Here is a 20,312-nt window from a genome sequence, read left to right on the forward strand (position 1 = left end):
GTTACTGCTGGGCGGCGGGAGCCGCCGGCGCGGCGGCCGGCTTGGCCGGGGCCGCGCCCATTTCGGTGGCCTGCACGGGCATGCCCGGCTGGATCTTCTGCAGGCCTTCGACGATGACCTTGTCACCGGCCTTGAGCCCGTCTTCCACCAGCCACTTGTCGCCGAGCGAACGGCTGACCTTGACCTGCCGCACTTCGACCTTGTCGTCCTTGCCGACCACCATGGCGCTGGTATCGCCCTTGGGATCGCGGGCGATGCCCTGCATCGGCACCAGGATCGCGTTCTCGCGCACGCCGCTGCCGACCTGGGCACGCACGTACATGCCCGGCATCAGCACCTGGTCCGGGTTCTCGACCTTGACCCGCAGCGCGTAGCTGCCGGTGGTCGGGTCGACGCTGACTTCGGAGAATTCCAGCGTGCCCTTGTAGTCGAACTCGGTGCCGTCGTCGAGCAGGATCGTCACCGGCAGGGTCTGGTTGTCCTGCAGGCGGCCGCTGGCCAGTTCGCGGCGCAGCTGCAGCAGCTCGCTGGCGGACTGGGTCAGGTCGACATAGATCGGGTTCAACTGCTGCACGGTCGCCAGCGCTTCGGCCTGGCCGGCGCTGACCAGCGCACCCTGGGTGACCGAGGACTTGCCGATGCGGCCGCTGATCGGCGCGGTGATCCGCGCATAGCCCAGCGTCACGTTGGCGGCATCCAGCGAGGCACGCGCGGCACCGACATCGGCCTCGGCCTGCTTCAGCGCGGCGATCGCGTTCTCGTTGTCCTGGGTGCTGACCGCCTCGACCTTGGCCAGCTCGCCGATGCGCCTGGCGCTCAGGCGTGCGGCATTGGCGGTCGCTTCGGCGCGGGCCAGCTGGGCACGGGCGCTGTTGGCCTGGGCGCGATAGCTGGCGTCATCGAGCTGATACAGCGGCTGCCCCGCAGTGACCAGGCCGCCTTCGGTGAACAGCCGCTTGGCCACGATGCCGTTGACCTGGGGGCGCACTTCAGCGACCAGGAAGGCATTGGTGCGGCCCGGCAGCTCACGGGTCAGGCCGACCTGCTCGGCCTTCAGGGTGGCCACGGTGACCTGGCCGGGGCCGCCCTGCGGACCCTCCTGCTCACCGCCGCCACAGGCGGACACGGTCAGGGCGATCGCGAGGGACAGCGCGAGAAGACGGTACGGGGTTCTGGACATGGCGGTAGGGGCTCGCAGACGGAAAAGGGCGCGCCTGCAGCCCAACTTCCGATAAAAGCGAAGAATGGCGACAAACAGGCAGCAAATAACGGCAAATATCCGAAACGAGACCCGCCGGCATCTGCAGGCAGTCCTCGCTGAGGATCAGTGGGGCGCAAATATACATACATGCATGTTTGTTTGTAAAGCGGTACAATTCAGGCCGGTTTCATCCAGCAACTGCACAGCGCAATGGCCAGAAAAACCAAAGAAGAGGCCCAGGCCACCCGCGAGGGCATCCTCGACGCGGCCCAGGTCTGTTTCCATGAATACGGGGTCGCCGGCACCAGCCTGGCGATGATCGGCGCGCGCGCCGGATTCACCCGCGGCGCGGTGTACTGGCACTTCAAGAACAAAGCCGAAGTGCTGACCGCGATGATCGACCGCGAGCGCGTGCCCTTCATCGAGCGGATGCGCCGCACCACCTCGGCCAAGCGCAGCACGCCGATCCTGGACCTGCGTTCGGCGCTGCTGGTGTCGTTCCGGGAGCTGGCCGAGGACGAGCGGCTGCGCAACATGATGGAAATCATGCTGCGCAACGATCTGTCGGTGGAAAGCCAGGCGATGCAGGAACTGCAGCGCGAGGCATCCCGCGAGGAGCTGGCGATCATCGCCGCCGCGCTCGAACGCGCGCGCGAGCTGGGCCAGCTGCGCGACCACGTGGATGCCGAAACGGTGGCGCGGATCGTCAGCACCAGCCTGACCGGCGTGCTGTACAGCGCCATGCTGGAGCCTGAGCTGTTCGAGATCCAGCGCGACGGCATGCAGACGCTGGATGCGATCTTCAGCGCCTTCGTCAAACCGGGTGTATTCACCCCGGGTGCCCCGCCGACGGCGCTGCCGACCGACGACGAGGCGTAGTGCCGGCCGCTGGCCGCCTCCTCGGATTGCATGGGTTGCCTGGGTGCCGGGCTCTGCCCGGCAGCCTCATGCATTCAGGCGAACAGCCGGTGGGCATCGGTTCCGTGGGTTTGGCCGTCCGGTGCAGGGTGTGCGGGACACGCCGTGAACCCGTCCATGGAGGATCGTCAAAAACATCCATGTTTTAGACGGCCCGCAAACCCGCCCCGACGCCCTAGCCGCCGAATCCGATACCAATGGTCACGGCACTCCCTGCGTGCCGCCTCAATCATGACCTAGCTGCATTTCTCCAATCCCACGATGCAGGTTCCCGAAGACAGCTGCCGGCTCTCCGAATCGGGCAGTGGGGGTGAGTCCGGAATTCCAATGCTTCTGCCTGCTCATGTGCCGCATGCCCCCCCTCTGAGTTTCCGAACGATGTACTTGGATACCTTCCATCCCCGGGTCTCCTCGATGCAGCGCTTGACGATTGACCGGCAGGTGTCGGGCCCCCTGGCGCTGTCATTCCGTTGGCATGGCAGTCAGTTCGCGTTAGACGATGTCCGTGTCGACATCCCGGAGATCGCAGCTGATGCGGCTGTTTCAATCATGATCTGCACCTTGTAGGCACCAGTATCGAGTCCCTCATGGAAGGCGTGAGCATTTCTCATTTATGCAGCTTGACAACCGAAACATCTGAGACTTCCGCTCCGGTAAGTTCTGCTGAGCAGGTTCTTCGACGGTCAGAAACGCTAACCGTCCCCACAACGGTGGCGAAGTAAACTCCATGTTCAGGCTCCGGCGAGGGCCAGTCAATTTTTGAACTATCTGACCACACTACGATGCAGCTATATGCGTCGGTTCTGTTGGGCAAGGAATCAGATGGATAGAAGACAACTCCTTTCGCGCCTTCATAGAGCATGAATCCGCTGGTCTCTACCCTCAATCCTTCAAAATCGCCGGGGGCGACGATCAGCCTTGTCAAAGGTGTGCCGCAGACAGCTTTCCCAGCCCGCTGCTCCTCAATGTTGCACTGGTTGTGCTTTACCGGGGTCGACGCGTATCCACATGCAAAGCCGACTGCAAGAGTAGCAACAGCGACCGTGGAAGCAGCGCTAAAGCACTTTCTCGAAATGACCTGCATAAACCTTCTCCTCGCCTGATGAAACGCCGGCCTTTCTCCAGCCCTTTTGGTCAAACCATACAACTTTTCCATCAGGCCTGGCCACGTAGCTGTCTATCTTTGCGCCGAATGCGCGCGCAATATCGTGATCGTCAGTGATGCCGACATAGTAGAATTTTCCTCCCGTCGCGTATGCGCCGTTTCCACTATGAAGATTTGCCTCCGGGTGCGTGTGTAGCATCGCCTTCCAAGTGTAATTCCCAGTATATCTAACAAACGGAGCGGAGTTGGGGCTGTCACCGCCGGTCCAATCAACGATTCGAAAGTCGGTTGAGTGCCGCTCTTCCATGTTGGCGAAGACCTCTCGCCCAGACGCTTCCTGCAGGGGGATTGCTTTCCCGGCGAAGTAGCTGGCGGCTATGGCTGGAGTCGCGTGTGCTTTGAGCTTCGATGCTGCATCCAGCTTTTTCAGCTCCGATTTCAGATGCGTGTCGTTCATACATATTTTTGTGCCAAGCTTTGCGGCGCACCTTCCATCTGGGTCCACGAAGTTGTAAGGATTGGACTTGGCATACATGTACCTTGCACCACCGCCTTGTAGTGCGGTGATTGGGTCAACTGAAACAAAGATGCCTGTTGTTGGATCGTAGTACCGCTGCTGCATGTAACTCAGCCCAGTAGCCGAGTCAGACACATGCCCGGTATACCCCGGACCATCCTTCACCGGCCCACCCACCACCGCCCCATACGGCTCGTAGACGGTCCGTTCGATCACCACGCCATTGGCATCGGTCACCGCCACCGGCGAGCCCAACGCATCGGTGTGGATGTACTCCACGGTCTCGACCGCCTGGGCAGCCGGCAGCATCCCTGCCGCCAGCACCAGCACCAACAACCCGCGCATCAGCATGCTCATGTTCTTGATCGCGTTCATCAGTCGGTCTCGTAGACGCCACGGGCGGGGGTAAACAGTGGGGACCATTCCGAACAACCACCTGCGTTGCACGCGCGCGCCCGAATTGGTGAACCACAGTACGCATTGCCGGCTGCGGCGACGTAAGTTTTGGGTCCGGTGTACAGGTGCTTGCCCCCCACGCCCGTTTCCAACTGGTACTCGGTGGCGTTCGTCACCGGCGTCCAGTTAGCATCGCACCACACTTTGTAGGGTGCCCTTCTGGTAGTCAGCCAGTTGGCGACATTGATTAACGGCATCGACGGCGGCAGCACCACATTGACCGTGGCGATTCCCGACCATGGGCCGCAGCCGACAAAGTTGCAGGCCTGTACACGGTAGGCATAGCTGCCATTGTCCCGTCCCACTGCAGCCGAGGTGCGGCCATCAGCCAGCAGCGTGACCCAGCCTGCACCATTGGCGCTTTCCTGCAGGATGAAGTACTCGGTATTGGCCGGCGTGCTCCAGCTGAAGGCGTAGTCGCGCACATTCACCAAACCCGGCGCATTGATCACCGGTTCCAGGGTCGGCGCACTGACCACGGTGACACCGGCGTTTCCTGACCAGTTGCCACAGCCCGCGCCATTACACGCCGCCACGCGGTAGGCGTAGCTGCCCACGCTGCGGGCTGGTGTGGCGTACGAGCTGGCGTTGCCGTCGAACAGGGTCACCCACGCCGCACCGTTGGCGCTTTCCTGCAGGGTGTAGCGGGTCGCGCCGGCGATGGCGATCCAGCCAATGCCGATGCTGCCCGGACCCACACGGGCGGGGGCACTTAGACTGGGGGCGGCCGTCGGCGGGTAGACCACAGCAGTAGTGGCGGTCGCGGTATAGCCGGTGCAGCCCACCGGGTTACAGGCGCGCACGCGGTAGCCGAAGCTGCCAGTGGGCTTGCCACTGATAGCCAAAGAGCGGGCGGCGGTGTTCTGTACCAGCGTCCAGCTGCCGCCATTCGCGCTTTCCTGCAGTTCGTAGGTGGCCGCACCGTTGGATGCGGTCCAGCTGATGGTGTAGCTGCCGTTGTAGGCGGTGGCCGGGGTGGTCACGGACGGCACGCCGCTGGGGGGCAGTTCCACGGCCACGGCGGCGATGTTGCTCCAGTCACCGCACACCTCACGGCAACCGCGCACCCGGTATTGGTAGCTGCCGGTCTGTAGGTTACTGGCTACGTAGGTGAGGGCGGTGCCGTTGTACAGGCCCAGCCAATTGCCGCCCCTTAATTGCTGCAGCTCATAGCGGTTGGCAGCACCAGCTGCCGTCCAGGTCAAGGTCACGCTGCCCTGGGTGATATAACCGGGCGCGCTGAGCGCCGGCACGCTGGGTGCCGCAGCGTCATTGACGCGTGCCACCAGGCTGCCGGACAGGTACATGTAATTCGTCTTCTTGCCGGTACGCTCGTTGCGCTGGTACCGCAGCACGCCGCCGTTGTCGTAGAACGAATAGATGGCACCGTCTGCGCCGAGCGACTTCACCCGGCGGCCGTGCGCGTCATACTCGTAACGCTCGGCGCTGGCCACTTCGCGCAGGCGGTTGCCGTAGTCGAAGGTGAAAGCCTGGCCGTTGCGCATGGACAGATTGCCCTGCACGTCGTAGTTCAGGCCGGTCACGGTGGCCCCGGTACCGGTATCCATCACGTTGACCAGACGGTTGGACGGGTCGAAGTAATGGGTGCGGTCGCGGCTGCCGACCTTGGCGCGGCGCAGGTTGTCCAGCGCGTCGTACTCGTACAGCGCGTTGCCGAAGCTGGCGGCGGTGACCGCGCGCAGGCGGTCCAGGCCGTCGTAGCTCATGTCGCGGTTGCCGGGCGCACCGGGCAGGCCGTCGGAGATGGCCAGCACGTTGCCGGCGGCGTCGTAGTCGTAGCTGTCGTCATGCACGGCACCGCCAGCCCCGGCATCGCGGCTGCGCTCGGGCAGGCCGCGTGCGTTCTGGGTCATGCTGTGGGCAATGCCGTTGCCGTACACGAAGCCGGCCAGTGCCCCGTTGGCGTAGTAGCTCGCCTGCTGGGCATAGGTGCCCACGGCGGTGGCGCGGCCGGCGGCGTCGGGCTGGTAGGCCACGCTGGCACCGCCGGGGTAGGTCTGCCCGGCAAGATTGCCGTTGCCGTCGTAGCTGTAGCCTAAGCTCACCGTGCCCAGCTGGCCGTGCTGCAGGGTTTCGGCCGTAAGCAGGCGGCGCAGGTTGTACTGGTAGCGGTTCACCACCGGCAGGGTGGCCAGGTCGTTGGTGGTACTGATCTCAGCCGGCAGGCCGTCGGCGGTGTAGCTCCAGCTCTGGTTGCCACGGTTGTCCGGGAAGGCCAGTTGCTGCAGGCGGTTCAGTGCGTCGTAGCTGCGCTGCACGGCGCGGCCGCTGGCCAGACCCTCGGCCTGGTTGCAGGTGGTGGTGCTGGTCAGGGTGGTGCCCGCCGCGGACCACACCACGTTGCCGGCCGCATCGTAGTCCTGCAGGGTGGCCCCGGTTTCCGGCTCGACGGTTTTGCACAACTGCTGATACCCGTCGTACACATAACGGCGGGTCAGCGACCGGCTGCCGTCACCACTGCGGCGGATGATGGCCAACGGCTTGCCCAGGCTGTCGCGCTGGATCTCGGTGACCACGCCCTCGGGATGCTGGATGGTCAGCGGCAACTCGTAGGTGGGTTGGTCGTAGGTCTGGTGCCGGGTGGTGGTGGCTTGCCCGCGCGGATTGGTGCTGCGCACCGTGAGGTTGCCAAGGTATTCGGTGGTGCTGATCAGGTCACCCAGCTCCGAGGTCTGGCGCACGATCCTGGCGCGACCCAGTGCGTCGTACTGGGTGGTAGTGCCGGCCAGGGCCTGGTTGATGTCGCTCAGCTGGCGGGTGGGGTAGGAGGCGAACACGGTCTTGCCGCTGCTGTCGTAGCGGGTGACGGTGGCGCTGTCCAGTGCGTTGTTGAGGTTCTGGGTGACCAGCACCGGCCGGAACATGGTGTCCAGGTAGGTATCCGTGCGCAGGCCACCCAGCGTGCGCGAGTGCTTCCATGCGCCGGCGGGTACGCCGTACTGGGCAGCGCCCAGGCGCTGCAGGTCCAGTGTGGCCCCGTTCCAGGCCACGCTGTCACCAGCGGGGAACTGCTGCGTGCGCAGCCGGCCCATGCTGTCGTAGGTGTAGCGGGTGGTTGCACCGACCTCGTTGGTGAGCGCGGTGATCCAGCCGTTGTCGTCCACCTCCACCTGACGGGTCGCACCGTTGGGCGCTTCAGGCGTCGGGGGCAGTCGCAGCTGCTGCGGAACGCCGCGCTTCCACGCAGAGAGGTGGCTGGTGTTGCCGCGCCCGTCGGTGACCGTGCTCACGGTGCCATCGGCGGCATAGCTGACCTGCTGGGCCAGCTTGCCGAAGCTGTAGGCGCGCAGCGGCTGGGCGGTGTTGCCGTCGAACTCGGTGCGCGACTGCTCGATGCCGTTGACGATGCTGCGGGCGGTCTGCCCGCGCACCCACAGCTGCGCATTGTCGTAGTACTCAGTGCTGGTGCTGCGGCTGAAGCCGGCGTTGTTGGATTCCACCACGGCGACTTCGCGGATGGACGCATCAAACGTCTGCACCTGACGGGTGAACAACACGCCGTCCTGCTGCACGGTGGTGCTCTGTACCGGGCGATTGAGGTGCTCGCCCAGTTCGGTGGCCCCATACTTCAGGTTGCGGCCGGCGGCCTGCGGGAACGGCGCGCTGGGCAACTGCGCGTTGGGGTAGTAGTTGTTCCGGTCCACGCGAACCACGGTGCCGCCGCTGCGGGTGGTGGTGCCCAGCAGCAGGCCGTCGTTGTAGGCGACTTCCTTGCCGAACTCGTAGGTCCTGATCACGCCATCGGGTAAGGTTTCGATAGTTATCTTGGGTTCCGACTGACCTGCAGGAATTATGGGCCAACCTTGCTGAGTCAGGTTCCGGTCGTATTCCCAACCCAGGTTGGTGTACTGGTATGTCCATTGCGCGGTGGGCATGCCCGGGCCACTGATGGTCTTGGTGACCAGCGACATGGCATCCCGGTAGATCGGCGTCATGTTCCAGCCGTCCGCGATCAGCTGGTCATCGCCGGAGGTCTGGCAGTTGAAGGGCACGTTCTTGCGTCCGTGACGGAACGGACGGAACGCGAAGGTTCCAACGGCACCGGATGGATGTGTAACGCTGGCAACCACTTCCGTCTGCACGATCTTGTTGGTCTTCGCGCACATGGCCGGGTTCTCGATGTAATCGGTAACCGGCTGACCCGTGTACTCCTGGTACTTCTTGGTCACGTACACGGGCGGGAAATTGTAGCTCCACGCCGTGCCATCGGGCAGCGTTACCGACTGCAACGGGCCGCTGGGCAGGTAGGAGTAGGTCCAAGTGCGGTTACCGGCCGTGGCCGTACTGATGCGGCCCTGTGCGTCGTAGGCAAGGCTGATGCTGCGGCCGTCATTGGCGACAATGCGGTCAAGCCGGCCGCCGGTCCACTCATAGCGTACCCAGTTGCCGAAGCGGTCCACCACCTGCGAGGGGTACAGGAAGACCTTCTTGCGTTGCAGAGTGGCATGAGTGACGGTGTCATATGGCTGCAGCACCGCTGGGTCGTTATAACGCGCGACCATCCAATCGAAGTAGTACTTGGTGCCATCCGGGGCGTGACCCAAGAAGCCTTCGCCCTGCTGGCCGCTCTTCAGTGCGCTAAGGCAGGAGAAGAACCAGCCACCCTTGGTGTTCCAAGGCGTTGGCTGGCCAACCTGGGGCACGGGCTGGCGCGCGTCGCCACTACCGGCCAGCACGTTTTCGCCGTTGCCACCGGGCAGGGTCAGGCGTACGCCATCCCAATAGGTGTGCGAATCAAAGTTGATGAGCTGGGTGCGCCGGTAATTCCACACCTTCAGCAGGGGCGGCGCGATTACCGTCGAGCAGCGGGCAGCCGGGGTCCAGTGCCCACCGACCTGGGTCTCGGGCTGGTCGCCATAGGTGCCCGTAAGCGAGGGGATGTCCAGAGTCCAGCTGCCGAACTCTTTGTCGTTCCGATTGCCACCCATGTCGCCGTAGCTGCGGCTGATAGACACGGCCATGCTGCTGTTGCCGGGCAGGGTGATATCGGTCGCGCTGAAGCTGACCGAGCCGTCATACAGATTGACCTTCTCGCCGAAGATCTCACCCTTCAGCGGTTCGACAAGGTCGCCGTACTTCAGCCGCTTGTCGTACTCCTCGCGCCAGGTCGGCACGATCTGGGCGTGCGCGGCCAATGGCAGCAGCAGGCTGACAGCGGTCAGAAGGTGAAGGGCGCGGCTCCAGGCGGGTTGCCTGGCGGTCCGATCGGCAGCGTTCATTCGCATTACTCACTCCCCTGGATGCAGTCCGGTGCGGCGCATCGCTGCAGGGCGTGTTTTCAACCCGCCGCAGTTCGCCCGGCCGCCGGATGGCAGCCAGAACAGACGTCAGCAGATGTGGAACCCCTGTAGCGCGCGCAATCAGGTTGCTTTTATGAACGAAACGTGACGATCGCGTCAATGGCTTGAAGTCGCCAAATTTGGCAAAGTGGCAAACTAGGAGCGCGACGCGTGGTTTTCCTACATCGATGCCAGAGTTTTCTGATCGCCGTGGCGCACGGTGCGCAGAGCATGGATCCGCCGAAACGGGTCGCATGATGGGTACGGGGCGATTCCGTGGATGCAGGACGTATGACGCGCACGCCGCGATTCCGTTGATGCCGGACGAACGTAGGCAGCATCTTGTGCATGGCCGCTACTATCGCGACCTTGCTGGGCTTCCCTCGCTTTTTGAGGGATTGATAGAACTTCCCGATGACAGGCTCGTGCCGGATGGCCGATAGACAGGCCCTGTACAGCACGTTGCATACTTCAATTCGTCCATAGCAGATCCTTCTTAGGCCCCGCATGCTTCCGCTGTCGCGGGCGATGGGTGCCATCCCCACCAACTTGGCAATCGCCTTTCGATTCAGCACGCCCAGCTCGGGCAGATGGGCAGATGGGCAGATGGGCAGCCAAGACAGATTGCAGCACCGGGCCGACACCCTTGAGGACTTTCATGGCCTCCAGCTGCGGTTGCTCACGGACTTGTTCGGCAATCTGCTGCTCCAACCGACTGCAGTTCCTCTGCATCTGTTGAAGGTTGGCCTTCAGCTGACGACTTAAACCGCTATCAGTCACGTGCTGAAGCTGGTTCTGAGCGGCAGAGATCATCTCTATCAGCTGCAGCCGCGCACATACAAATTCCCGCAGGCGTGCTCGCCACGCCTCCATTGGCCGGTAGAGGCGCAACTTCAGCGCGTCAGCCACTTGAGCCATCTGAGCCATCTGAGCCATCTGAGCCAGGTTGATGGCATCCAGTCGATCTGTCTTCGCCGGCAGGGCCGCGGCATCAGCGAAAGAATGACTGCGCCGGGCATTCTCTCGCACGACTTGATGGCCGGCGCTGAATAGCGCATCCAGAACCCGCTGTTCATATCCTCCGGAAGCCTCTAGGACCTTCCTGCTCGAACCCAGTTTCTCCAGACAAGACAATAGCTTGCGATGTCCCGCCGGCGTGTTGTGAAATTGCGCAAATGGGCCTCAAAAACGGCCACATCCAACATTGCCTTGCATACATCAATCCCGATGCCATTCATGAGCGTTCTCCGCTAGGCTGGTGGGGCCGAGAGCTCCCCCGTTTGCCCAGTCTTACGTCTACGAGCGCCTACTCTGGCAACCGTTCGGGCGATGCAAGGGAGATACCGGCGTGGGCACCTGGCTACCAAGCGATCGCTGAGATCTAGAGTCATACGGCGGCTTACGCCGGCTCTCGACACCCACAGTGCCAGATTCCGAACAGATAAGAGTCGGTCGCACGACGACTGCCGATTAACCCAATCGCCCCTTCAACGCATGGCCCCCAAACCAAGACGCCATTGACGTTGACATTGCCCCCGCTTCTCCCGTGGCAACGCCACACTATGAAAGGCGGGTCGGGACCAGTTTGCGGGGATATGATCAGCATCGATGCTGCGACCAAGCCCCCAAGGACGGGTTCACGGCGTCCCCCGCAAACCCGCATCGTCCCGCCAAAGCCAGGTAACCGCCGGCAAAGGGCTGTTCGCCGAAATGCATGAGGCTACCGGGCAACGGCCGGTACCCGTGGATTGCCCGCAACCTCACCCACGCCGAGCCAACAAAAAAAGGCGGCACCGAAGTGCCGCCCTTTCAGTTCATACCACCCACCGTTACAGGATGTAGCGGCTCAGGTCCGGATCCTGCACCAGCTCACCCAGATGCGCATCGACATACGCCTGGTCGATGCTGATGGTCTCGCCATCGCGGTCCGGGGCCTCATAGCTCAGCGTATCCAGCAGGCGCTCCAGCACGGTGTGCAGGCGCCGCGCGCCGATGTTTTCCTGGCGCTCGTTGACCTGGAAGGCAATCTCGGCCAGACGGTCCACCGCGTCGACGGTGAACTTCATCGAGACGCCTTCGGTCTGCAGCAGCGCTTCGTACTGCTTGGTCAGCGCGGCCTTCGGCTCGGTCAGGATGCGCACGAAGTCCTGCTTGCTCAGCGCCCCCAGCTCCACGCGGATCGGGAAACGACCCTGCAGTTCCGGGATCAGATCGCTGGGCTTGGCCAGGTGGAACGCACCGGAGGCGATGAACAGGATGTGGTCGGTCTTGATCGTGCCGTACTTGGTGGACACGTTGGAGCCTTCCACCAGCGGCAGCAGATCGCGCTGCACGCCTTCGCGCGAGACATCGCCACCGCCGACGTTGTCACCGCGCTTGGCGACCTTGTCGATCTCATCGATGAACACGATGCCGTGCTGCTCGCAGGCCTCGATCGCCGCACTGCGGATGTCGTCTTCGTTGACCAGCTTGCCGGCCTCTTCCTCGATCAGCAGCGGGCGCGCGGCCTTGATCGACAGCGTGCGCTTCTGCGCCTTCGCGCCGCCCATGCTGGAGAACATCTGGCGCAGCTGCTGGCCCATTTCTTCCATGCCCGGCGGGGTCATGATGTCCATGCTGACGTTGGCCGACACTTCCAGTTCGATCTCGCGCTCGTCCAGCTCACCGTTGCGCAGCATGCGGCGGAACTTGATGCGGGTCTCGTTGTCCTGCGCGGACGGCTCATTGCGCGCGGCGTCGGCATCGAAGCCGATACCGGTGCTGCGCCGCGGCAGCAGCGCATCGAGGATGCGGTCTTCGGCGCGCTCTTCGGCCTGGGTGCGCACGCGCACCTTGGCCTGCTCGCGATACAGCTTGACCGCGGTATCGGCGAGGTCGCGGATGATCTGCTCCACGTCCTTGCCGACGTAGCCGACCTCGGTGAAACGGGTGGCCTCGACCTTGACGAACGGCGCATTGGCCAACGTGGCCAGGCGACGCGCGATCTCGGTCTTGCCGACGCCGGTCGGGCCGATCATGAGGATGTTCTTGGGCATGACTTCGTTGCGCAGCTCGGCCGGCAGCTGCATGCGGCGCCAGCGGTTGCGCAGCGCGATGGCGACCGCGCGCTTGGCGTCGTGCTGGCCGACGATGTGCCGGTCCAGCTCCTGCACGATCTCGCGCGGGGTCATGGTGGCGGAAGAAACTTCAATCTTGTGCGGCATGGATGTGCTCACGAGGATATGGGGTGGAATGTCGTATCACCGGCCTGCCTGGCAGCGACGTAACGCTGCTGTAGAGCCACGTCATGCGGGGCTGACCGGATACCGCAGCCACGCATGGCGTGGCTCTACCGAGCGTTGACCCGTCGGGTCAAAGCTCCTCGACCACCACGTTGCGATTGGTGTAGATGCAGATGTCGCCGGCGATGTTGATCGACTCGGTGGCAATCGTGCGGGCGTCCAGTTCGGTGTGCGCCATCAGCGCGCGGGCGGCCGACAGGGCATAGGAGCCGCCGGAACCGATCGCGATGATGCCGTCTTCCGGTTCGATAACATCACCGGTGCCGCTGATGATCAGCGAGGTGTCCTTGTCAGCGACGGCGAGCAGCGCTTCGAGCTTGCCCAGGCGGCGCTCGGTGCGCCAGTCCTTGGCCAGTTCCACCGCGGCACGCTGCAGCTGGCCATGCTTTTCCAGCTTGGCCTCGAACAGCTCGAACAGGGTGAAGGCATCGGCGGCGGCACCGGCGAAACCGGCCAGCACCTGGCCCTCGCGACCCAGGCGGCGCACCTTGCGGGCGTTGCCCTTCATCACCGTGTGGCCGAGCGTGACCTGGCCATCGCCGGCGACGGCGACATGTCCATTGCGCCGCACCGAGATGATGGTGGTGGCATGAAATACGTTGGGGTTCTGACTGGGGTCCATGGAGCCTCCGGGGTGACAAAGACTGAGGTGGGGTCTCTGCCCGACGCTTCAACCCGCCCCGCCCTGCGCCCGGATGCCGCAGCGGATCGATTCAGCTTTCGTTGCCGCTCTTGCGGCGCTTGGCGCGCGGGTGCGCGGCGTCGTAGACCTTGGCCAGGTGCTGGAAGTCCAGATGGGTGTAGATCTGCGTGGTGGCGATGTCGGCATGGCCGAGCAGCTCCTGCACGCCGCGCAGGTCACCGGAGGATTCCAGGATGTGGCTGGCGAAACTGTGCCGCAGCATGTGCGGGTGCACGTGCTTGAACAGGCCCTGGCGCTGGGCCAGTTGGCGGATGCGGATCTGCACGGCGCGCTGGGTGATGGGGCCTCCCTTGCGCCCGGGGAATACCGGTGCGGTCGCCGCGCCGCCGCTGTCAGCCCGCCAGCCCTGCAGCGCGGTGCGTGCGTGCGAGCCGAACGGCACGCGGCGTTCGCGGTTGCCTTTGCCCAGCACGTTGACCAGGCCGGTATCGAAATCCAGGTCGCGCCAGATCAGCGCGCACAGTTCGCTCAGGCGCAGCCCCGAGGAATAGAACAGTTCCAGCAGCGCGCGGTCACGCAGGCCGAGCGGGGCGTCGGTCGGCAGTTCGACGAGCTGCACGGCTTCATCGGCATCGAGCACCTGCGGCAGTTTGCGTGGTGCCTTGGGCGCTTTCAGGCCCGTGGCCGGATTGGCGGCGATGCGGTGGTGCTTGAGCAGCCACGCATAGAAACTGCGGCACGCCGAAAGCCGACGCTGCAGCGAGGTGGGCGACAACCCACGGCGGTGTTCGGCGGCGATGAACTGGCGCAAGTGCGCGCTGTCCAGCGTGTCGATGACGGTCCCCTGCCCGTCCGACCACGCCGCGAGGGCGTCCAGGTCACGGCGATAGGCATCCAGCGTGTGCGCCGACATGCGGCGCTCCACCTGCAGATGCGACAGGAAGTCCTGCGCGGTACTCACGACGACGCCGCTCGATGGGCGATCAGGGCGACGGGAAACGCTGCAGGGCAACGACCAGCGACTCGCCCATCATGCGCAGGAACAGCGTGCCCATGCCCGGGTAGAACCGATTGCCGTCATGACTGCCGACCGCGATCAGGCCGACACCCGGCAGCGGCAGCAACGCACTGGACTGCACTTCTTCAGCGCGCCCGGCATACAGCACGGTGTTCTTTTCCGGCTGCAGGCGGCCGCAGATCGGTTCGCCGTCTTTCAGGCAATCGCGGAACACGCCCAGCAACGGGCTGCTCTCCTCGATCACCTGCAGCCACGGAGCCTGTTCCAGCCCGGCGATCGGATGCAGCACGATCAGCCGGACCAGATCACCGGCGAAATCCTCTTCCAGCGAGGCGGCCATCGCCCGCAGGGTGTCCGCCGCCGAGTCCTGTTTCATCAATGCCAGGGTCAGCTGGTGCGTGCGCACGGCCAAGCGCTCGTTGATCTGCGCGTTGGTGGCCAGATCGGCCAGCCGCCGCGACAGCTCACGGTTCTTGTCGCGCAGCACTTCCAGCTGGTAGCTGGCCAGCGACGCGGTGGGGCCGTCATCGCGCGGCACCACCAGGGTCAGGGCCAGGTCCGGGAACTGCTTCAGGAAGGTCGGATGCCGACGCAGCCAGGCGGCTACTTCATGCGATCCGATTTTCTCGGCGGTCTCGCTCATGCGTTCCACTCCCCATCAAAGACGAAGGCTGCGGGTCCGGACATCACGATCTGTGCATCATCGGCCGGCCAGCGGATGCGCAGGTCACCGCCGGGCAGCGACATCGTCGCATCGCGCTGCAGGCGACCGCGCTGCATCATCACCACGGCCGCGGCGCAGGCGCCACTGCCGCAGGCCAGGGTTTCGCCGGCACCGCGCTCGTACACGCGAAGGCGCGCGTGCTGCGGGCCGAGCACCTGCACGAAACCGACGTTGACCGATTTCGGGAACGAGGCGTGCTGCTGCAGCAACGGGCCCAGGCGCTCGACCGGGGCGGCATCGACCAGGCCCACTTCGATCACGGCGTGCGGGTTGCCCATCGACACCGCGCCGAAGCGCACCGTGTCGCCCTGCAACGGCAACAGGTACTCCTCGCGGGCGCGGGCGAAGCCGATCAGCGGCACGTTCTCCGGCTCGAAACGCGGCACGCCCATGGCCACCGCGTACTGGTCGTCGCTCAGGCGTTCGACCGCATGCGTGGTGACCGGGCTGTCGATCGCGAAGGTGCTCCCGGTCGCTGCGCCATCACGCACCAGCCAGGCCGCCACGCAGCGCGCGCCGTTGCCACACTGCTCGGAACTGCTGCCATCGGCATTCCAGATCCGATACGAGGCGACCGAGCCTTCCGCCTTGGGCAGCTCGATGGTCAGGATCTGGTCGCAGCCCACGCCGGTGTGGCGATCGGCCAGACGCGCGGCCAGCGCAGCGTCCGGCGGCGCGCTGCCATCGCGCAGGTCCAACACCACGAAATCATTGCCGGCCCCATGCATCTTGGTGAAGCGCAGCGCCGCGGAGGTGTTCGACTTACTCATTCCCGTCATTGGCCTTCAGCGCCGGGGCGTCGACGGGATCGGGAACCACCGGGGAATCGGTATCGGCATCGGCGGCCGGCGGCGTGGCGTCGGCAGCCGGTTCAACCAGCTGTTCTTCGACCGGGACCGGCTTCTGCGGCAGGACCAGCGGGCCCTTGTTGCCACAGGCCGACAGCACCAGCAGCGCCGAGGCGGCCAGCGTCAGGGAGATGAGGGTACGGGGGGATGTTTTCATCCTCCGAGTATAGCCGCGGTGTTTGAGCGCTTGGGTGCTGGGTGGATGAACGGGCAGCGCGAAAACTACACCCTGGGAGGCCCCCCGGTAGTGCCGGCCGCCGGCCGGCTCCCCGCACATCCTGACGGGCTCATGGGTGCCGGCCAGCGGCCGGCACTACCGGGGCCGGTGTGCATCCCCAGGCGGCAGCGGCCGGGTCCACAGCCACAGCGCCACGCAGGCCATGCTGCCGATGGAGAGCCATTTCACCCACGCGACCGGCACGCACCACAGCATGATGCCCGCGCACACGGCCATGGTCAGGCTCGCCATCCATTTGCCGCGGCGGCTGACCGCGCCATGCGCCTGCCAGTTGCGGATCGCCGGACCGAACTGGGGGTGCGCCAGCAGGCGGTTGTGCAGGCGCTCGGAACCGCGCGAGGCAGCCCAGGCCGAGATCAGGATGAACACCGTGGTGGGCAGGCCCGGCACGAAGATGCCGACGATGCCGGTGCCCAGGCTGACATAGGCCAGCAGCCACCACGCCCAGCGGAAACGCACCCGTCCCCGCTCAGCCGGCGCTTCGGAAACCACGGGGTGTTCGGGCCGGGACATGCCCCCAGCATAACGACCCGGCCGGGCCGCCGCGATGGTCACCCGCCTGCGGCAGCCGACGACACGGGGTCGTCGGCGTACAGCGTGCAGCAGCAGCCGGCGTTACGGGGTCTGGGTGACGCCGAGCTGGTCGAGCACGAACGCGTACGACTCGGCCAGCTCGTGGTAACGCTGGAAGCGACCGGACTTGCCGCCGTGGCCGGCTTCCATGTTGGTGCGGAACACGATCGGGAAGTGCCCGGTGTTGTCATCGCGCAGCTTGGCCACCCACTTGGCCGGCTCCCAGTACTGGACCTGCGAATCCCACAGGCCGGTGCCGACGAACAGGGCCGGATACGCCTGCTTGCTGACGTTGTCGTACGGCGAGTACTTGAGCATGTAGTCGTAGTACTCGCGCTGCTCCGGATTGCCCCACTCGTCGTACTCGTTGGTGGTCAACGGGATGCTGGCGTCGAGCATGGTGGTGACCACATCGACGAACGGCACCTGGGCAACCATCACGCGATAGTCCTGCGGGGCCTGGTTGGCTACCGCGCCCATCAGCAGGCCGCCGGCGCTGCCACCGGAGGCGGCGACACGATCCTTGGCGGCATAGCCCTGGCGGACCAGCTCACGGGTGACATCGACGAAGTCGTTGAACGTGTTCTGCTTCTTGAGCAGCTTGCCGTCCTCGTACCACGCACGGCCCATTTCCTGGCCGCCGCGGATGTGGGCGATGGCATACACCACGCCGCGATCCAGCAGGCTGACCACGGTCTGGTTGAAGCCCGGGTCCATCGACATGCCGTAACTGCCGTAGGCGTACTGGTACAGCGCGCCGGTGCCGTCCTTCTTGAAACCGTTGCGGTAGACCAGCGACACCGGCACCTTGACGCCATCGCGGGCGGTGACCCACACGCGTTCGGTCGTGTACTTCGACGGGTCGTAACCGATCACCGGCTGCTGCTTGAGCTGGCGGCGTTCGCCGGTAACGGTGTTGAGCTCGTAGGTGGTGGTTGGCGTGGTCAGCGAGGTGTAGGCGTAACGCAACCACGGGGTGTCGTGCTCGCTGTTGGCGGCCAGCCCCATCGAGTAGGCCGGCTCGTCTGCCTTGACGTAGTCCTGGCGACCGTCCGGGAACAGCAGGCGCACGCGCTCCAGGCCGTTGGAGCGCTCGGCGATCGCGGTGAAGCCGTCGAACAGTTCGAAGCCCTCGATCAGCACGGCGTCATCGTGCGCGACCCAGTCCTTCCACTGGCTGCGCGCGGTGGAATCGCTGGGCGCGGTGACGAGCTTGAAGTTCTTCGCGTCCGCATCGTTGGTGCGGATCACCCAGCGGCCATTGAAGTGGTCGGCATCGTATTCGACGTCGCGCGCACGCGGGGCCAGCACCGTGAACGCCTGCGGATCGGCGGCCGGGGCGTAGCGCGTTTCCGAGCTGACCGTGCTGTGCAGCTCGATGGTCAGGAAGCGGTCATCGCGGGTGCGGCTGACGCCCATGTAGAAGCTGTCGTCCTTTTCTTCGTAAACGAGCGCGTCGCTGCTGGCCGGGGTGCCCAGTACGTGCTTCTTGACGCGCACGGTGAGCAGCGTTTCCGGATCATTCTCGACATAGAACAGGGTGCGGTTGTCGTCGGCCCAGACCACGTTGGGCGAGACGTTCTCGATGCGGTCCGGCAGCACTTCGCCGGTGCGCAGGTCCTTGAAGCGGATCACGTACTGGCGGCGGCCGACATCGTCCTCGGCCCAGGCCAGCACGTGGTTGTCCTGGCTGACATCGGCATCGCCCACGTTGAAGTAGCCCTTGCCTTCGGCCATCGTGTTGATGTCGAGCAGGATTTCCTCCGGCGCCTCCATGCTGCCTTTGCGGCGCGCCTGGATCGGGTAGTCCTTGCCGGTTTCGAAGCGGGTGTAATACCAGTAGCCGCGGTCACGCGAGGGCACGCTGGCGTCGTCCTGCTTGATGCGGGCGACGATCTCCTTGTACAGGGTGTCTTCCAGCGGCTTCAGCGGGGCCACGACCTGATCGGTGTAGGCGTTTTCCGCGTTCAGGTAGGCCAGCATCTTCGTGTTTTCGCGCTTGTCGTCGCGCAGCCAGTAGTACTCATCGCTGCGGGTCGCGCCAAAGGGTGCCTTCACCGTGTGCGGGTGCTTCTCGGCGTCAGGCGGGGTCAGCGCGGGGGCGGCGTGCACGTTGGAGGTCATGAGGCTGGCAACCAGTAAACAAAGGGCGGGTTTCACGAGATAGGGCTCCTGGCGGGGGAATGCAATGGCGTCCGTGTTCCTGCAGTCTGTGCCGGCGGGTGGGCCAGCAGCAAGCCTGTCGTTGGTCACTGCGCCTATCATCAGGCCATGGACACTTCCCGCACGCCCCCCACCGGCACCGGCTACAGCCGCCGCAGCCAGGAAATCGAACCCTTCCACGTGATGTCGCTGCTGGCCCGCGCCCAGGCGCTGGAGCAGGCTGGCCACGACGTGATCCACCTGGAGATCGGCGAGCCGGACTTCACCACCGCCGCCCCGATCGTACGCGCCGGCCAGGCAGCGCTGGCGGCCGGCCATACGCGCTACACGGCGGCCCGCGGCCTGCCCGCGCTGCGCGAGGCGATCGCCGGGTTCTACCGGGATCGGTATCAGGTGCAGATCGATCCGGAGCGCATCCTGGTGACCCCGGGCGGCTCAGGTGCCCTGTTGCTGGCCAGCAGCCTGCTGGTGGACCCGGGCAAGCATTGGTTGCTGGCCGATCCGGGCTATCCGTGCAACCGGCACTTCCTGCGGCTGGTGGAAGGCGCCGCGCAGCTGGTGCCGGTCGGCCCGGAGACGGCCTACCAGCTGACGCCGGACCTGGTGGCACGGCAGTGGAACGCCGACAGTGTCGGTGCGCTGGTCGCCTCCCCGGCCAACCCGACCGGCACCGTGCTCTCCGCGGCGCAGCTGGCAGCGCTGTCGCAGTCGTTGAAGGCGCGCGGCGGGCACCTGGTGGTGGATGAGATCTACCACGGCCTTACCTACGGCATGGACGCGGCCAGCGTGCTGCAGGTGGATGACGAAGCCTTCGTGCTCAACAGCTTCTCGAAGTACTACGGGATGACCGGTTGGCGCCTGGGCTGGCTGGTCGCGCCACCGCAGGCGGTGCGGGAGCTGGAGAAGCTGGCGCAGAATCTGTACATCAGCGCCTCGAGCATCGCCCAGCATGCGGCGCTGGCCTGTTTCGAGCCGGACTCGATCGCGATCTTCGAGCAGCGTCGTGCGGCGTTCCGCGAGCGTCGTGATTACCTGCTGCCGGCGCTGCGCGCGCTCGGCTTCCGCATCGAAGTGGAACCGGAAGGCGCGTTCTATCTGTACGCCGACGTGAGTGCATTCACCGATGATGCGCAGGCGTTCTGCGCGCATTTCCTGGAGACCGAGCATGTGGCGTTCACGCCGGGCCTGGACTTCGGGCACCACCGTGCGAACGAGCATGTGCGCCTTGCGTACACACAGGAAGTTCCGCGGCTGGAAGAAGCCGTGCGGCGGATCGCCCATGGGCTGGAAACGTGGGTGCGTTGATCGGCCAAAAAAAACGCCGCGC

At 64.9% G+C, this 20,312-nt stretch carries 14 protein-coding genes and 1 pseudogene; 2 read left to right on the forward strand and 13 right to left on the reverse strand.

The window, feature by feature from the left end:
* Position 1 precedes the first annotated feature (1 nt).
* The gene (gene smeD / locus ABE434_RS02595) at positions 2–1,180 is read right to left on the reverse strand and encodes a multidrug efflux RND transporter periplasmic adaptor subunit SmeD (protein ID WP_346477723.1); all 1,179 of its coding nucleotides are present in this window, start codon (positions 1,178–1,180) and stop codon (positions 2–4) included.
* 231 nt (positions 1,181–1,411) lie between these two features.
* On the opposite strand from smeD, the gene ABE434_RS02600 reads away from it, so the two are divergent.
* Positions 1,412–2,080: a TetR family transcriptional regulator gene (locus ABE434_RS02600; RefSeq protein ID WP_346477724.1), complete on the forward strand. Its 669-nt coding sequence runs from the start codon at positions 1,412–1,414 to the stop codon at positions 2,078–2,080.
* A 646-nt stretch (positions 2,081–2,726) separates the two neighbouring features.
* Here the strand turns inward: ABE434_RS02600 and ABE434_RS02605 are convergent.
* The 12 genes and pseudogenes from ABE434_RS02605 to ABE434_RS02660 all read right to left on the reverse strand — a co-directional run bounded on the left by ABE434_RS02605 (position 2,727) and on the right by ABE434_RS02660 (position 18,982).
* Positions 2,727–3,203: a hypothetical protein gene (locus ABE434_RS02605; protein ID WP_346477725.1), complete on the reverse strand. Its 477-nt coding sequence runs from the start codon at positions 3,201–3,203 to the stop codon at positions 2,727–2,729.
* The gene (locus ABE434_RS02610; RefSeq protein ID WP_346477726.1) at positions 3,175–4,116 is read right to left on the reverse strand and encodes an RHS repeat-associated core domain-containing protein; all 942 of its coding nucleotides are present in this window, start codon (positions 4,114–4,116) and stop codon (positions 3,175–3,177) included. The genes ABE434_RS02605 and ABE434_RS02610 overlap by 29 nt, the downstream gene beginning before the upstream one ends.
* The gene (locus ABE434_RS02615; protein ID WP_346477727.1) at positions 4,116–9,437 is read right to left on the reverse strand and encodes a wall-associated protein; all 5,322 of its coding nucleotides are present in this window, start codon (positions 9,435–9,437) and stop codon (positions 4,116–4,118) included. The genes ABE434_RS02610 and ABE434_RS02615 overlap by 1 nt, the downstream gene beginning before the upstream one ends.
* 395 nt (positions 9,438–9,832) lie before the next feature.
* Positions 9,833–10,735: pseudogene (locus ABE434_RS02620) on the reverse strand (IS110 family transposase); the annotation flags it as partial.
* A gap of 591 nt (positions 10,736–11,326) precedes the next feature.
* The gene (hslU, locus tag ABE434_RS02625) at positions 11,327–12,700 is read right to left on the reverse strand and encodes an ATP-dependent protease ATPase subunit HslU (protein ID WP_346477728.1); all 1,374 of its coding nucleotides are present in this window, start codon (positions 12,698–12,700) and stop codon (positions 11,327–11,329) included.
* 148 nt (positions 12,701–12,848) lie between these two features.
* Positions 12,849–13,400, reverse strand: coding sequence for an ATP-dependent protease subunit HslV (hslV, locus tag ABE434_RS02630; RefSeq protein WP_019183676.1), 552 nt, complete (start codon positions 13,398–13,400; stop codon positions 12,849–12,851).
* A gap of 91 nt (positions 13,401–13,491) precedes the next feature.
* Positions 13,492–14,382, reverse strand: a complete 891-nt coding sequence (gene xerC / locus ABE434_RS02635) for a tyrosine recombinase XerC (RefSeq protein WP_346477729.1) — start codon at positions 14,380–14,382, stop codon at positions 13,492–13,494.
* A gap of 22 nt (positions 14,383–14,404) precedes the next feature.
* Entirely contained in the window at positions 14,405–15,082 is a 678-nt protein-coding gene (locus tag ABE434_RS02640; RefSeq protein WP_176988152.1) for a DUF484 family protein, read from the reverse strand.
* Positions 15,079–15,933: a diaminopimelate epimerase gene (gene dapF, locus ABE434_RS02645; protein WP_346477730.1), complete on the reverse strand. Its 855-nt coding sequence runs from the start codon at positions 15,931–15,933 to the stop codon at positions 15,079–15,081. The genes ABE434_RS02640 and dapF overlap by 4 nt, the downstream gene beginning before the upstream one ends.
* Complete coding sequence (locus ABE434_RS02650) at positions 15,926–16,168, reverse strand: lipoprotein (protein WP_346471322.1); 243 nt, start codon at positions 16,166–16,168, stop codon at positions 15,926–15,928. The genes dapF and ABE434_RS02650 overlap by 8 nt, the downstream gene beginning before the upstream one ends.
* Before the next feature lie 156 nt (positions 16,169–16,324).
* Complete coding sequence (locus ABE434_RS02655) at positions 16,325–16,762, reverse strand: YbaN family protein (protein WP_176988149.1); 438 nt, start codon at positions 16,760–16,762, stop codon at positions 16,325–16,327.
* 102 nt (positions 16,763–16,864) lie between these two features.
* Positions 16,865–18,982, reverse strand: coding sequence for a S9 family peptidase (locus ABE434_RS02660; protein ID WP_346477731.1), 2,118 nt, complete (start codon positions 18,980–18,982; stop codon positions 16,865–16,867).
* A 111-nt stretch (positions 18,983–19,093) separates the two neighbouring features.
* Between ABE434_RS02660 and ABE434_RS02665 the strand changes: the two genes are divergently transcribed.
* Positions 19,094–20,290 (forward strand): pyridoxal phosphate-dependent aminotransferase, encoded by a 1,197-nt coding sequence (locus ABE434_RS02665; RefSeq protein ID WP_179460013.1) that lies wholly within the window; start codon positions 19,094–19,096, stop codon positions 20,288–20,290.
* Positions 20,291–20,312: the final 22 nt, after the last annotated feature.

The sequence above is a fragment of the Stenotrophomonas sp. TWI1183 genome (genome assembly GCF_039673115.1).
Classification (GTDB): domain Bacteria; phylum Pseudomonadota; class Gammaproteobacteria; order Xanthomonadales; family Xanthomonadaceae; genus Stenotrophomonas; species Stenotrophomonas maltophilia_AA.

Coding starts and splice junctions, on each gene's coding strand:
- smeD (WP_346477723.1), bottom strand. CDS start 1,180: ATGTCCAGAACCCCGTACCGTCTTCTCGCGCTGTCCCTCGCGATCGCC.
- ABE434_RS02600 (WP_346477724.1), top strand. CDS start 1,412: ATGGCCAGAAAAACCAAAGAAGAGGCCCAGGCCACCCGCGAGGGCATC.
- ABE434_RS02605 (WP_346477725.1), bottom strand. CDS start 3,203: ATGCAGGTCATTTCGAGAAAGTGCTTTAGCGCTGCTTCCACGGTCGCT.
- ABE434_RS02610 (WP_346477726.1), bottom strand. CDS start 4,116: ATGAACGCGATCAAGAACATGAGCATGCTGATGCGCGGGTTGTTGGTG.
- ABE434_RS02615 (WP_346477727.1), bottom strand. CDS start 9,437: ATGAACGCTGCCGATCGGACCGCCAGGCAACCCGCCTGGAGCCGCGCC.
- hslU (WP_346477728.1), bottom strand. CDS start 12,700: ATGCCGCACAAGATTGAAGTTTCTTCCGCCACCATGACCCCGCGCGAG.
- hslV (WP_019183676.1), bottom strand. CDS start 13,400: ATGGACCCCAGTCAGAACCCCAACGTATTTCATGCCACCACCATCATC.
- ABE434_RS02640 (WP_176988152.1), bottom strand. CDS start 15,082: ATGAGCGAGACCGCCGAGAAAATCGGATCGCATGAAGTAGCCGCCTGG.
- dapF (WP_346477730.1), bottom strand. CDS start 15,933: ATGAGTAAGTCGAACACCTCCGCGGCGCTGCGCTTCACCAAGATGCAT.
- ABE434_RS02650 (WP_346471322.1), bottom strand. CDS start 16,168: ATGAAAACATCCCCCCGTACCCTCATCTCCCTGACGCTGGCCGCCTCG.
- ABE434_RS02655 (WP_176988149.1), bottom strand. CDS start 16,762: ATGTCCCGGCCCGAACACCCCGTGGTTTCCGAAGCGCCGGCTGAGCGG.
- ABE434_RS02665 (WP_179460013.1), top strand. CDS start 19,094: ATGGACACTTCCCGCACGCCCCCCACCGGCACCGGCTACAGCCGCCGC.